Source organism: Planctomicrobium mucosum, from assembly GCF_051466335.1.
Lineage (GTDB): Bacteria > Planctomycetota > Planctomycetia > Planctomycetales > Planctomycetaceae > Planctomicrobium.
On record NZ_CP195793.1, the window covers coordinates 3,787,381 to 3,802,465 of the forward strand.

Here is a 15,085-nt window from a genome sequence, read left to right on the forward strand (position 1 = left end):
CGTGTCGTAATGCTGTCATCGTGCCCGTGACAATCCCCGAACTCAGCTCAATACTCGTGACGCACAGGCCTTACTTTGAATGGGAAACATGCCCTGGCTGAGGAAGAGAATGGGCGTTTTCGCGAAGAATTTCATCTGATGTTCGCATGTGCGGGCGCCCCAAGTCTCTCATATTCGTCCTACTGAATCGCAAGAAACCCAACAAGTAGGGATCAGGTTGAATACGTAGAAGCGACTGAGGTATTGGGTGTCATCAACCGGGCGAGGATGGGTGACGTTGCGGCTGTGGTGACCAGCGCCATGAGAACCATCATCGCGAAGAGTTCCGGACTGAGCACGCCTAGATCGAGTCCGATATTCAGGACGATCAGTTCCATCAATCCCCTCGTATTCATGAGCGTCCCAAGTACTGCCGAGTCACCCCAGTTCAAGCCGGTTAGCCTCGCAGCGATGAACGTTCCTCCGAACTTTCCAAGTGTCGCTGCGAGGATGATGACTCCGCACCACGACCAGCTTTCGTAGCCACTCACGAGTTGAATTTGCGTCCGCATCCCGCTGAATGCGAAGAACGCAGGGAGCAGCAGCGTTGTGATCAAGTCCTGCGTTTTACTTGAGAATTCTCTGGCAACCTGACCATCGTGGGGAATCAGCACGCCGAGCAGAAATGCGCCAAAGATGGCATGAATTCCGATCATTTCGGTCATCATCGAGGCGACCAGAACACCCAACGTCACGATTGGAAGTAACGAGGCGGAATTTTCAGTTCCGCTTTGACAAGATCTTCGAACCAATGCGTCAATGATTGGTCGCACGACAAGAAACATTGCGGCGATGAACACGATGGCTCCTCCGATGACCCAGATCGCGGCTGTTATATTTGACCGCGCGATGCCAATGACGATCGCGAGTAAGCACCATGCTGTGACATCATCCGCGGCAGCACAGCCGAGAGCCACGCTGCCGATTTCTAATTTACGATCTGTCAGGATGCGAGCAAGAACGGGAAAGCGGTAATCGACATCGCGATCCCCTTGAATAGAGCGAAACTTGTGAAGGGAACTTCCTCACAAGAGAATATCGGATACAACCAGAGAGCGAGTGCTGACCCGAGGACGAACGGGAACAAGATGCTCGCGTATGATACGGCGACTGCTGCATGGAATTTTCGCGCAATCCGATTCGCATCAAGGTGCAACCCCACGACAAACATGTAGAGGAAAACACCGAGTTGTGAAATTGCCCGAATCGCAGCAGACACCTGACCGGAGGGATCGTCGACTGGCGACGGGATCAATGTGTGCATCGCTGTGGGTGAGATCGCACCTAACACCGACGGGCCGAGAACAATCCCGGCGATGATTTCGCCGATTACCGGCGGTTGCCCGACGTAACGGCAACATCGTGCGAGGACAATTCCCAGACAAATCACTGAAATGAGTGTCATTAAAACGTGGAGTACGACATCCACTTTTTGCGTGCTGGCATGCCCGAATCGAATCGCTTCTTCCGGGGTAGGAGGAGCACTCAAGCCGAGGCCAATCGATCTGACCCAGAGGACGATTCCCACGCCGCCCGCAATGAGAAGCAGATACAACGCGATTCCGCAGTACTGCCCCCACCGCGATTTTTGATGAGTAAGATGATCCGACATCGCGGATATTCCTCAGTCCGATTTGGCCCAGATGGACGTCGGCACTCCCGCAGTTCGGTGGGCTGATACCATCGCGTGTTGAATTTCTCCAGTCACAGCTGAATGACATTACCCGTTCCGACAACTAACGTTCACCCATTAGACGTTGCGACGCCTAAAATCAAGAGCATAACAAATCTGTAATCATTGAGAATAACATCATACGAATTGTTCAGCCCATTGAATCGAAATGTTTCGTCGCACAGTCCGCTCTGACCGGAAGAACATTGAAAATCAATAGCGATCTCTGACTGCGATACGTGCTGCGAATCTCATCGACAGGTCTTCGCGAAATGGCTTCCGCCATAACCCGTCAGGTGTCGCCGCTTGCGCACAAAGCGCGGTCCGCAGCGGAGAGTATTCGGACTGATCGGACAGAACCGATCGTCTCGAACACCCCAATTTCGGCCACGTAATCATGCCGAGAAACGGAATTCATTTTCTTCTGATCGGGGTCCAGTCGACGTGAGATGGTGACTCAGAACTGGGAATTCTCATCGCAGCACGCGACGGAGGCGTCGACAGCATTCGAGGAACGATTGCTGCATTCCAAGTTGATCGCCGCAGCGCAGTCAGACCTTTCGATCGTCGCGATGCGGCGTTCAATTATGAATACACCTGCGGGGCCCAGTAGGAAGAATCACGCTCGTTGAAGAATCTCTTTCACGACCTGTCCGGGCTGTCCATCGATCAATGTTTGATTTCGTCGAGCCCACTCATAACTCAGCTCGTTCACATTGATGCCAAACTGGTGCATCACAGTAGCGTGGTAATCATAGTTACGCACAATGCCCTCGACTGCGTGATGTCCCCATTCATCCGTCGCGCCGTGGACATGCCCTGCTTTAAACCCGCCGCCAGCCACCCATGAACTGAATCCGTACGTGTTATGATCGCGTCCGACAGCGTCTCTTCCAGCGTCGTTCTGAATCACCGGGAGTCGCCCCATTTCCCCGCCCCAGTGCACAATCGTTGTCTCCAGTAACCCTCGTGCCTTTAGGTCGCTCACTAATGCGGCGGATGGTTGATCGACTTTCGCACAAACTGCTGGAAGGCTGTGAACGATCCCGGTGTGACTGTCCCACGCTTGGTCAGAGCAGTAGATCTGTACGAATCGGACTCCGCGTTCGATAAACCGACGAGCGAGGAGGCAGCGGGACGCGTATTCGCGCGTGGCAGGGTTTTCGGAGAACATGCCGTACATCTCCTGCGTGCTTTTGCTTTCCTTGCTCAGGTCGAGTGCTTCCGTAGCAGCGACTTGCATCTTGGCTGCCAGTTCATAGCTGGCGATACGCGCTTCCAGATCATTGCATGTCGGATGACTGGCAGCGTGCCGCCGATTGAGTTCATTGAGAAACTGCAACGAACGTTTTTGCGGTTCGCCAGCAATATGAACGGGCGGGGTTAAATTCAGGATTCGGGGTTCCTGCGGACGCACCACCGTGCCCTGATAGACCGAGGGAAGAAAACCGCTTTGCCAGTTATCAACTCCAAGCACCGGTAAAATCCCCGGATCTGTCAGTGCAAGATAGGCTGGAAGATTGTCCGTCTCACACCCCAGCCCGTATGTCACCCAACTCCCCAGACTCGGTCGTCCCTCTCCCACTCTCCCTGCCTGAAGAGCCTGAATCGACTGAACATGATTGTTCAGCCCGGTGTACATCGAACGAATGAGGCAAATGTCATCGGCGACCTGCGCTGTGTGCGGAATAAGCTCAGAGAGTTCCATTCCGCATTCGCCATGACGCTTGAACTTCCATGGTGACGCAAAAACTTTAGAGCTGGCCTGAGCCGCATTGTCGTAAACAACTGTCCCCGGATATGGCTTGCCGTCATGTTCATCCAGCAATGGCTTTGGATCGAAGAGGTCGTGATGACTTGGCCCTCCCTGCATCCAAAGCGAGATCATCGCTTTCGCCTGAGGCTCATGCATCGGCGTCTTGGGCAACGTGTTATAGACAACGGGTTCCAGCGGAGGCTTGGCCGGATTGGCGAACGCATTGTCATGCTGCAGCAGCCAGTTCAGGGCAACTGAACCGATTCCCATTGCACTTCCCGCGAGGAAATGACGTCGGTTTCCACATGTCGACTGGTTCATGAGAATCTTTCTCCTTGAGCAATGTGCTCTCTGCTAAGGTTGCAGCAAAATCACCGTGAAAGGAACATCGCTGGTTCCCGAAAGGATGACTCTCCTGCAATGCACTCGCGGCGCGACACGAAATCTGCTGAATCAAGGACCGATTTAATTCAATTGGTAGGGATCTATGTCGACAGCCGTTTACTTTTCCGGAACGTGAGGTCGACGAACATGCCGCCGAATCAGTTCTGAATAGGCTTAATTAATCGATGTACAGGAATTCGTTGGAACAAAATAACATCTGACACAAACAATCCAGGGCGCGCTGCTGCGCCGTCAATGTTTCAGGAAGGTTGACATCTTTCAGCCGTTCCTCAAGCAACGTCGCTTCTTCCAGAACAAACGACGTCGCTGATGCAAGTTCTGAGGAGTCCGGTCTGCGGCAGTAAACCGCTTGCCAGGCTGCCTCAATTTGAGCACTCAGATTATCTGGAGCGATCGATTCGAGATGCCGTGCGAATTTGCCCGAGTAGTCGAGAATGAAGTCGCTATTGATAAGCATGAGTGATTGTGGGCTGGCGGTCGAACTGCGACGAATAATGCAGTTCGGCGTCATCACCGGCATATCGAAAGGTTCAAGCACTGAATATGGACGACTCCGTCTCGCTTCCACGTACACACTGCGCAGGTTCTCGCGACCATTCAACGGGATCACGGGACCAGGATATCCTGTCACGAGATTCTCAATCCCCAGCACCCAAGTCCCTGTCTGATCCGCAATCACCTCGACTGGAGGACCGTACATCGTGGCGTTGAGCGTCTCACTGATCGTGAGGATAGAATCGCGGAGCGTCTCTGAATCCATTCGCCTGACCTGAGCCCCGCCGTACAACAGATTGTCAGGGTCGACCTGCTCCAGATCTCCCGGTAAGCGGGCGGCTTGTTGATAGGCGGCAGACTTCATAATCAGCCGGTGGATATGCTTCACGCTCCACCCTGAATCAATGAATTCGCTTGCCAGCCAATCGAGTAACTCAGGGTGGGTCGGCTGAGCACCGAGAGAACCAAAATCGGACAACGTCGCTACAATTCCTTGTCCAAAGTGATGGTGCCAGATCCGGTTGACGAGGACACGAGCAGTGAGAGGATTGTCCGGGTGAGTGAGATATTTGGCGAGCGCGGTTCTTCGCCCGGAACTCTGCGAACTTGATGGCGTTTCGACGTTGACGTTCAAGTTTTGGTTCATCGAAACCACTGACAACGCGCCCGGCTGAACTTCCTCCGTTGGCTGATTGAAATCACCACGATAGAACACAAAGCTCGCAGGGATGTCGCCCGTTTCAGTGAGGGCATGTACGAAGTTTTCTTTTGGTTTTGTGTTTCGAACTTCTGTAGCCTGCTCCGCCATCTTCTTCAGCTCTTCAGCCGCAGCAGAATCGTAGAGGTACAAGGTCCCTGCATTGATCTCGAGGGAAGGGTGCTGTTTGATCAGCGCGATCTGCTCTTCAGTCCGTTCCGCCATCGGAATGGAAGGCAATCCCTTCCCGATCGCTTGAACTTCGACAGGCAACTTCGCCAGCTCTTTTTCGAACGTCGCTTCAATGAGAACCTTCTCTCGGGCACTCCGCTCGACTTCAATTGCAACAGCTTGTGCTTCAATTTTCGCCGCCTGTTCCCGATCAGCAGCAGTATAGGTCGAGACCAGTCGCTGCTGTGGCGTCCGCCACTGGTTGACGTTGAGCGCCGGCGCTAAGACCGCACGAATCTGATAATAATCGCGAGTGGGAATTGGGTCATGACGATGGTCATGACACTGAGCGCAACCGACTGTCAGGCCCATCAAAGATGAGGTCACAATCTTAACCGTTTCAGCCAGCACATCATTTTTTGCGACGTTCGGATCGTCGACATTGCCTCCGGTCCCATCGGGGGCCATTCTCAAAAACCCGGTCGCTGTCAGCAGTTCAACGTCTTCAGGAGTGAGGTTATCGAGGGGGGACGTGATCAGCTCATCACCGGCAAGCTGTTCGAGAATAAAACGATCGAACGGCTTGTCCTCGTTGAAGCTACGGATCACGTAGTCCCGATATCGCCAGGCGTGCTTACGCTGCTGGTCCACGTTCGTATAGCCATCGGAGTCCGAATAGCCCGATACATCAAGCCAGTGTCGCCCCCAGCGCTCCCCATAATGTGGCGAAGCGAGTAGGACCTCAACAACCTGATCCCATTTCTCCGGAGAAAACTCGTTATTCGCCACATCAATCTCCGCGACCGATGGCGGGAGACCTGTTAGATCGAGAAACCCGCGGCGGACCAACTTCGCCGGGGCAGCTTGGGGGGAAAATCCAAATCCCTGTTCTTCCAGTTTCGCGAGCAGGAATGCATCAATAGGCGTGCGGACGCGATCCGTATTCTTCACCGCAGGAACAGCTGGGCGAGTAATTTTTTGGTAGGCCCAGTGACTCAGCTCTTCCTCGGTAATCAGCATCCCAGTGATGGTTTCGGGTTCAGGTCGCGCAGTCTGAGCCCCGGCGTCAATCCATTTTCCAATCAGTTCCACTTGATCAGTAGTCAGCTGGTGAGCTTTGTCGGGTGGCATCTCGCCATCGCGGACATATTGAAACAGGAGACTCTCTTCTCTATCTCCCTTCACGACTGAAGGGCCAGAGTCTCCCCCTCGAATCGCGAATCGGGACAGCCGCAAGTCCAGCCCCCCTTCTGGAGTGGGCGACTCTCCATGGCAATGGAAGCAAGCAGCTTTGAGAATCGGACGGATATCCTTTTCAAAGAGGACATCCGGTGTCTCCGCCAGAACGGGAGAGATCAGGAACGGCAGCAACGCCGCAATGAGGACAGCTCGAATTCGTGTGGTTCTCATGGTTCACTCAGGCTTCGAGGAGGGAACTCAAACAACTCCATGCATCCACTCGATTGACGCTTTACAAACGAGCATGTCAGTAAAGTCGCCTCATTCCTTGAGCGGAACACAAAATTGCCGTGGGGTGAGTCAAACTGGGGATTCTGGCGGGGCGACAGACGTCGGTTTCCCAGTCTGCCGTAACAGCGAGATATTACCGCAACACTTCGGAATTGAACAGTCTCGCCCCCCCGTCACACTGGACAGGCCGCCTTGAAAAGTCCTCTGAGACTCTACGGTTACGTTCATAACGACAGTAGGAAACTAATAGCGGCCTCATTCACGAACTTTTCTCGTTCACTTGCAGCTACTCCCCAAACACTCCCCCCCGTCAGGACGAATCCTCATTTTGGAGACATCACTGCCCGGCGAGAACGCAGCATGAATGTCACCCCAAAAATCCAAGCGATGTGATCGTAAATTCCGTCGACCCGCGATAAGCCGATTCAAAACGTCGACGCCATCTAAAAACCAGCCAGCGAGTTTACTGCCTGTGTGCCCCAGCAGGCGGAACCACTCCCTTTCCAGAACGCCCTCATCGAGTCGGTGATCCACACCGGCTGCATTCACCCGAAGCACAAGCGACTGAAACTCAAATGTACACACCAGTCGTTTATCAGAGGACCACAGGAAGTGGAGGTAAGCTGCTCAGGCTTTCTTGCTGTCTGCTGGCACAGCGGGAGTGCACTCGGCAGGAGTTGGTACGACCGCCGCAGGCTGAATCTCGACGACAGGAGGCTCAACTGCGTCACCATTGCCACTGCGTTCCACCGACAGTTGAGAGAGCTCTTTATTGAAGATCTTGAGCAGTGCGTGCAAGCAACATGCCACAATGGGACCGATAAACACTCCCCAGAGTCCCATCACTTCAATGCCACCAAGGACGCTGATGAAGGCGAGCAACGGATGCAATTTCGTACTGGAGTTGAGCACGTAAGTTCGCACGACGTTATCGATCAGCCCGACGAAGATGACGCAATAAAGGCAGAGAAAAATCGCCTGACCGGGGCTGCCACTGGCGAACAGCCAGATCGCACAAGGGACCCACACGATGGCTGTCCCGATCAGTGGAACCAAGGCTCCGGAAGTTGCGAGTGCGAATAGCCCGATGAGCTGGTGAAACCCGAGGATTCCAACCGCAACCGTCGTTGCAAGCCCCTGAGCAATCGCTGCCAGGAATGTCGCGATCACAACGCTGCGAACGACCGAACCAAACTCGACCAGCATCTCGTTCTGGTAATTGAGATGAACGGGAATCAGCGATTCAGTCGCTTTAACCAGTTTTGGAGCATCCGCGAAAAAATAGAACAGGGCGATTGCGTACATGGCCAAAGCGACGGCCACTTTCACGACGAATCCGGCAGCTCCTTTCAGAACTCCAAAAGTCGTCCCGGCGGCTGCCCCCATGGATCGATCTCCAAAATTGTTGAGCGATCCTTTCAGCCATTCTAACGCATTTCTAGAAACATCTGCCGCGACAAGCTGCTCGTCTTCGGCCCGAAACTGATTGACCTTTTCGACCCCCCAAGTGACGACTTTGTTGAGAACAGGCTTTACGCTTTCGTGATCCAAGTCTGTTGCGTATGAGTAGAGTTGCAATGAGGCTAGCAACGTCCCCACAACAATTGGGACCAGACCGATCGAGAGAATGATTGCTGTCGCTAATCCGGCAGACCACCCTTCTTTGTTTCCGGTCCGCTTTAACAAGTAACGGTAAAGCGGCCGGCAGACGACGACCGTCATCGCAGCGAGAAAGAGGGGAAGCAAAAAAGGAAACACGACCTGAAAAAACGTGATTCCCAAAGCCACGATCACCGCCAGGATGACTCCCAATGAGACGAGACGTGGCATATTCGACATCCGATTCTCTCCCCGAAGACTTTGCAATAATACTGACCAAAGCCAGCATATAAAGTTCCACAGTTGGACCAAACCGTCTCACAAGCTAATTCTTGAACAGAATCAACGATGATCGGATATTGCATCTTCGGACCGCTGAATGGGCTCGAATTCGGGAACGACAGGAATCAACCCGTGATGGATTCGCGTTCAGCTTTGGGGACCGAAACGCTTCGTGTCAGCCGTCGAACGCGAGTCTTTCATAGCGGTTCTTGACATGCACTAATTGCAATTTCAGTTGAATGCACCTGTAAGTGTTACATGTCACCGACTCGTCGCCATTGATGCGACATTACCCCAACTTCCCATAACCGACTCTACAGTCAAAGGTTAGGACCGATTCGGCCACAAATCTCTGGCCGTCTGGCACGATGTCTGCGTAATGACGTTTCGGTGATTGAGAGCCTGGAGGTGAAAACCGAAAGGTCGATTGAGGAGTCCACCGCCCCTTGAGAAAGGGCACCTCCTGCCGAATTTCACATCGTGAATCACAAAAGAGCCGCGTGACCCTGAGAGAGTTACGCGGCTCTTCGTGTTTTGAAGCTACCCCGCTCTCCCCCAGTGCCACCGCAATCGATTTGAAATCGCCGGGCTATCGGTTGCATCTCTGTCTATTCAGGAGACTCAAGAGATTCATCAAAAAATACAATCAAACGGATTGACGAAATTTCGCACTCAAATAAAATTACGACTTAGTCGTGCTACATTAGTCGTGGCACTTCGAATTTCCTCTGCGACAGGGATTCCTACTCCAATGGGCCACACACTGATGATCCGGGCCAGCCTCGTTTCGCTCTCAATGCGACACATCGCTTCAAGGAAATGCCTCACCCTTCTCCTGTTGGCATCACTTGCACTTGGCTGCTCGCAAAAGAACGACGACCTGGCCACAGTCACAGGGACGGTGACACTCGATTCCGCGCCGCTCAAAGATGCGTTCATCGTCTTTACCCCAGTCCAGAGCGGGACGACTTCCTACGGAAAAACCGATGCTCAGGGAAAGTATGCGATGGTCTTCTCTGAGTCCCAGAGTGGAGCCTGGCTCGGAGAAAACAAGGTTCAAATCAGTACTGCCGACGTTGGCGGCGGAGACAGACCGGGTGCAGCAGAACTTGTCCCGGACGTCTACAACAAGAAAACCACGCTCTCCGCGACTGTGGAGAAGCGTCACAACGAATTTCATTTTGCATTGAAATCCAAGGAGGGAAAAATACGCAAAGCAGCGATCGAGTAACGGCTCAGTTCACTGATTGCTCTGATTGAGTGAGGAGTGGGTCCGAAATCGGAGATGTCAACGACACTCCCATCCGTGCCCACGCCATGGCAGCACGAGCAACTGCTGCCCACCTTGTGACCGTTCGGGATTCCAGACTCGCTCGACTCATCATTGAGATGAGCCATTCGACTCGAACCACCCCGCCCCGCTAATACAGGGGTGCAGACCACGGATTGAACTGGATTCGATCCATTCTTTGGAACAGCTTGACCCGAAATTCGAGAGAGCGTTCGACGCCGTTTCATATATCGCAAACTGAATCGTTCCGTTTGCTTTCAACAAAACTGCTTCGCTGATCGAACGTCTCAGAATTGTCTCTTCGAATCAACCGATTGAGGCCATTCGCGGATACTCAGTTCTCTGACCCGATCTGCATGCCTGACGAACAAGGTCTCATCATGTCCAAAAAGACAAGTGTGCGTTCCAAAGCCTCCTCAAGCGGCTTCACGTTAATCGAATTACTTGTGGTCATCGCGATTATCGCTGTGCTGATTGCACTGTTGCTCCCCGCAGTACAGCAAGCCCGCGAAGCGGCCCGCCGATCTCAATGCAAAAACAATCTCAAGCAAATCGCGCTCGCGATGCACAATTACGAAGAGACATTCCGCCAGTTTCCACCGGGATTTCTCTTTCAGAATCCGAAAATGAGCATGTCGGGGAACATGCTCAACCGAGGGGATCGACCGAATCGATCTCCCGGTTGGGCATGGTCAACAATGATACTTCCATTCATTGAACAGAGCGCTCTTTACAATCGAATCGTCTTCGATGGTCGCGGGCTTTGGGAATCGCCAAATGATGTTGTCGTGCAAACACCGATTCCGCTCGCGAATTGCCCATCGGCTCCCAATCCATCACATCTAAAAATTGGAACGAGTTCGACAACCCCAAACCTCGTCAACCCCGGGTTAGCAGCGACCAACTACCTTGGCTCAGCTGGCTCGTTCGAAGGGAGCGCGTACTACAACCAGCCGACCAACCGAAGAAACGGAATTCTAATCGAAGATGGAAACATCAAGATGCGAGACATCACTGATGGCTCCTCTAATACTGTCCTCGTGGGTGAAGTCAAGTTTTGGGGAAATGGAAACAACTCAGGTGCCGGTGGATTTCTATGGGATCCCAGCTGGTACGGTCGCTTTCAAGCGGCGAATGGAGGCCGGGCAGATTCTCCTGAATCACAGATTCGCACAGGCGAATACCGCATCAATCCACCGAATCTGGCCATCATTTCTGATCTCGTGAAGCGCAATTCATTTGGGAGTCACCATACCGGTGGAGCCATGTTCGCGATGGCAGACGGTTCCGTCCGGTTCATCTCGGACAACACCAATCACACGCAATCGACATTCGAATGGGTGAACTCAAACAACTGGAGCGGAGTTGGAACTTTCCAACGACTTTGCAGCCGCAACGATGGAGAAGTGATTGGCGAATTCTAGTCTGGCCAATCCTTCATCATTGCTCTCAGCAGAAATTTCGTTCATCGTTTCATTCAATCCGCCCCCTTACACGCTCAGGGATTTTTCAAAATGATCAGGTTGAAAAAGCTGACATTTCTCGCTGCGACGATCGTCGCGGGACTGGCAACGTCGTTGTCGCTTGCGGCCGACCGTCCGAACGTCCTCTTCATCTTCGCGGACGACCAAACCTTCGCCTCGCTTCACGCAGGCGGCAACGAAGAGATCCAGACGCCCAATCTCGATCGACTCTACAATTCCGGGACGGTCTTTACTCATGCTTACAACATGGGTGGATATCATGGCGCTGTCTGCGTCGCGAGCAGGACCATGCTGAACACGGGGCGGTCGCTGTGGCATGCCAAGGAAGCTGACGAGAAGCTCGGTAAGAAGGAATACGATAGTCCGTTGTGGGCGCAGCGACTCGAATCCACTGGCTATCGAACCTACCTGACGGGAAAATGGCACGTCGCGACCGATGCGAGCAAGATTTTTCAGACCACCCGCCATATCCGTGGTGGAATGCCGGCTCCTTTGAATAAAACGCTCTACCAACGCCCCGTTCAGGGAGAGCCCGATGCGTGGAGTCCATCTGATCCTGAACAACTTGGCTTCTGGACAGGTGGCAAACATTGGAGCGAAGTTACGGCCGACGACGCCATCGATTTCATCGACTCATCGAAAGATCATCAAGAGCCGTTCTTCATGTACGTCGGCTTTAATGCTCCGCACGATCCCCGTCAATCTCCTCAAGAGTTCGTCGATCGCTACCCTCACGAGAAGATTCGTATCCCCAAGAGCTTCGTTCCAGAGCATCCAAATAAAGATGAAATTGGATGCCCAGCCGACTTACGAGATGAAAATCTGGCTCCATTCCCTCGTACTGAATACTCGGTACAGGTCCATCGCCAGGAATACTACGCGATCATTACACACCTCGATGAGCAGGTTGGCCGCGTACTCGATGCTCTCGAAGCGTCTGGAAAGAGAGAGAATACCTACATTTTCTTCACAGCCGATCACGGCCTTGCCTGCGGCAACCACGGACTCATGGGGAAGCAGAATCTATACGACCATAGCGTGCGGGTTCCGTTCATCGCCGTTGGCCCACGCTTCGAAGCAGGTAAAAAAATCGATGCACCGATTTACCTGCAAGACGTTCACCCAACGACGCTCGAACTGGCCGGAGTCGAAAAGCCTGACGATGTCTTCTTCAAGAGTCTCTTACCGCTCGCTGAAGGGAAAGTCGAGCAGAATTACGATTCCATCCTTGGCAGCTACCGGACTCACCAGCGTTCAGTAACCCACGCTGGCTGGAAGTTAATCGTATTTCCAAACGTTCCCCGCATCCTTTTATTCGACCTGAAGAACGATCCTGAAGAACTGAAAAATCTGGCAGAGGACGAACAACAGACCGAACGAATCGCTGACCTCTGGGATCGACTCATTGAGCTCCAAAAAGAAGTGGATGACCCACTGACCCTCAATCGCAATGAGTTGCTCGCGGCGGATGCGAAGTAGTCCCGAATTGACCGGACAACGTAACGATGCCCGATCAGACTGGGGATCGTTACGTTGTTCATTCTGGAAGAACTTCCGCTGCGGAATTTCCGTCAACGGGGAGGAGTCATCCGCGATTCAGCGCCTGCAAGTGACGCACAAAGTGTTCTTTCAACACCTCTTTGTAAGTTTCCGCGTGCTCTTTCAGAATCTGTTTGACAAGAGGGCCAAACTCAGCGTGAGTCAACACTGAACCGAATGTGCAGTGCAAAACCTGTCGCCCAAGTGCAGTGAACCCCCGGCCTTGCGGAACATCCGCCCAACATTCCAGATAAAGCTGTTCCAACTGCTTGGGGTTCGCGACCAAATCAGGGGCCGTCGTATTGGCCAAGGTCGCCGAAACATGATAAGTCGCTTTATCGACGTCATATCGGCCACGTGCAAAGTTCACGATGCGCCGAAACTCTTCCGGAGCGTGCAAGGCGATCACCCGGAGTGCCTCAAGATAGCTCGTCCCCGCTGTTTTGACGTGAAACTGGCCTTCGGTTTGTCGCGCCAGAATCCCATACATCGACAGTTTGTCTGAACCGGAATGCAGACTCAGCTTATAAGGACCGAGTGTACGGGCGATGGCGGCGTGATCGCCGAGTGACGACTCCAGCTGTTGCAGATTTCCAATGTAATCGACTCCCTTTTCCATCTCTCCGATGAAGCGTGGAGCAAGGCTCACTAGATGCACGCCGTGACGCCGCAGTTGATCCGCAATGATGTAATGCTCGGCGAGGCTGGTTGGCTGATCCGTTTCATCAACGCTCAGCTCAATTTCGTACGGCTGGCTTCTTTTCTCAGCCTCTTCGCGGATGTGCTGTGCCAACGAAACCGTCTGGTTGATCGCGCTTCCGTATTTCACAGCAGCCCGCAGGACGGTTTGATCATCAAACCGAATAACAGGCCCGCGATCAAGCGCAATCTCCTGCCCGCGATAAGTGGAACACCAGTCAACCTCATGTCGAATGGCAGCGAATTTCTCTTCCAATGTCGCTGCGTCGTAGTCATCTGCTTTCTGATCGACAAACTCACTGGGATCGATCGTGTAAAAGACGAATCCAGCATCTGCTGTGACGTCAATATCGTTTGTAGTCTTCAGATGATCTGCATCTGCTCCCCAGGCGCCAACGTAGTTCTCTGCTTCGATGGACGCTTTGGCGGCATACATCACCTCGGTCGCTGATCGCTGGGTGCGGGCCATTTCACGAATTGATTGCTGGGCAAAAATCCCCTGAATTGGACCGCCCGCTTCCTTCAGCGCAGCGAGATGTCCGGGAGTTGCGAGCCCGAGTCGATCACCAAAGCCAAAGCTCGGGGTTAAGCCAAGTGCGGAAGGCTGTGAAAGAACTCCAGATTGCAGACTCACGATTACGCCTTTCCTGAAGATGCTCTGATTTCAATGGAGGATCGTCGCCGGACGATGCCACCACACCATTCGCGACAGTAAACTCAAACCGCGAGGTCTCGCTGCGAGATTTAGCACTTCCCTGAATCGCATCAAATGCTTCATCCCACCGGACATAAAAGCTATCAGTTTCCTGATCCGTTGAGGAGTCTTTTACATTGGCTCAACTCTTCGTTTGATGAATTGTTGAGCCTCGACTCGAAATGAAACCTGGAGCAGTCGTCGTCCACTTCAATTACACCGAGACTTCAAGTTCTTTTCGCAGGTCAATCCACTGCTGACGACTTCTGGTTCGAAAGCAAATCTGATTTCTGAAGTTCGTCGACCACGAGAAACGATCTCACCGCGGCCATTGTCGCAGGACCGACCCCCTTCACGCGGGTCAGATCCTCTACCGCTAAAAACGGCCCGCGCTGGTCGCGATCGGCAACGATGTTGCGGGCAGTTACTTCGCCAATCTGTGGAAGCTGCATCCACTCAACCCAAGTCGCGCGATTCATCTGAATTTTGAAATCGATGTCATGTTGAGGAAGTCGAACAATTTCGACTCTCGGAGTTCCCTGCACGGACATGCGGACCAGATGAGCCAGAATCAACGCGACAATCACTGAGCAGAGAAATGTTACAAATAGGCGATCGGATCGATTGAATCCAAGTGCAACGGAATCGGCGCTGCCTGGAGGCGACTTCGGCTCAGGCTGCAAAAGCTCGTTGTTCTCCTCAATAGGATGGAGATGCGACTCGGCAATGTGATCGTTCACGATTCTCTGCCCGATAGAACCTGATTGATATCGACAGAACCTGATTGATATC

At 53.0% G+C, this 15,085-nt stretch carries 8 protein-coding genes and 1 pseudogene; 3 read left to right on the forward strand and 6 right to left on the reverse strand.

Annotated elements, in window-relative coordinates; genetic code table 11:
- Positions 1 to 212 precede the first annotated feature (212 nt).
- The 4 genes and pseudogenes from SH668x_RS15080 to SH668x_RS15095 form a co-directional block, all read right to left on the reverse strand.
- Positions 213 to 1,651 (reverse strand): annotated as a pseudogene (locus SH668x_RS15080) (cation:proton antiporter domain-containing protein).
- Between the two features lie 679 nt (positions 1,652 to 2,330).
- Positions 2,331 to 3,788 carry a DUF1501 domain-containing protein gene (locus SH668x_RS15085; protein ID WP_437185893.1) on the reverse strand — a complete coding sequence of 486 codons (1,458 nt, stop codon included), beginning with the start codon at positions 3,786 to 3,788 and terminating at the stop codon, positions 2,331 to 2,333.
- A gap of 241 nt (positions 3,789 to 4,029) precedes the next feature.
- Entirely contained in the window at positions 4,030 to 6,645 is a 2,616-nt protein-coding gene (locus tag SH668x_RS15090; protein ID WP_437185894.1) for a PSD1 and planctomycete cytochrome C domain-containing protein, read from the reverse strand.
- A 687-nt stretch (positions 6,646 to 7,332) separates the two neighbouring features.
- Positions 7,333 to 8,544, reverse strand: coding sequence for an AI-2E family transporter (locus tag SH668x_RS15095; RefSeq protein ID WP_437185895.1), 1,212 nt, complete (start codon positions 8,542 to 8,544; stop codon positions 7,333 to 7,335).
- 793 nt (positions 8,545 to 9,337) lie between these two features.
- Between SH668x_RS15095 and SH668x_RS15100 the strand changes: the two genes are divergently transcribed.
- The 3 genes from SH668x_RS15100 to SH668x_RS15110 all read left to right on the forward strand — a co-directional run bounded on the left by SH668x_RS15100 (position 9,338) and on the right by SH668x_RS15110 (position 12,840).
- Positions 9,338 to 9,817: a carboxypeptidase-like regulatory domain-containing protein gene (locus tag SH668x_RS15100; protein ID WP_437185896.1), complete on the forward strand. Its 480-nt coding sequence runs from the start codon at positions 9,338 to 9,340 to the stop codon at positions 9,815 to 9,817.
- 440 nt (positions 9,818 to 10,257) lie between these two features.
- Entirely contained in the window at positions 10,258 to 11,301 is a 1,044-nt protein-coding gene (locus SH668x_RS15105; RefSeq protein WP_437185897.1) for a DUF1559 family PulG-like putative transporter, read from the forward strand.
- Between the two features lie 90 nt (positions 11,302 to 11,391).
- Positions 11,392 to 12,840 (forward strand): sulfatase-like hydrolase/transferase, encoded by a 1,449-nt coding sequence (locus SH668x_RS15110; protein ID WP_437185898.1) that lies wholly within the window; start codon positions 11,392 to 11,394, stop codon positions 12,838 to 12,840.
- A gap of 106 nt (positions 12,841 to 12,946) precedes the next feature.
- Here the strand turns inward: SH668x_RS15110 and SH668x_RS15115 are convergent, their stop codons facing one another.
- Positions 12,947 to 14,233, reverse strand: coding sequence for a tagaturonate epimerase family protein (locus SH668x_RS15115; protein WP_437185899.1), 1,287 nt, complete (start codon positions 14,231 to 14,233; stop codon positions 12,947 to 12,949).
- A gap of 305 nt (positions 14,234 to 14,538) precedes the next feature.
- Entirely contained in the window at positions 14,539 to 15,033 is a 495-nt protein-coding gene (locus tag SH668x_RS15120) for a ComEA family DNA-binding protein (protein ID WP_437185900.1), read from the reverse strand.
- Between the last annotated feature and the right edge of the window lie 52 nt (positions 15,034 to 15,085).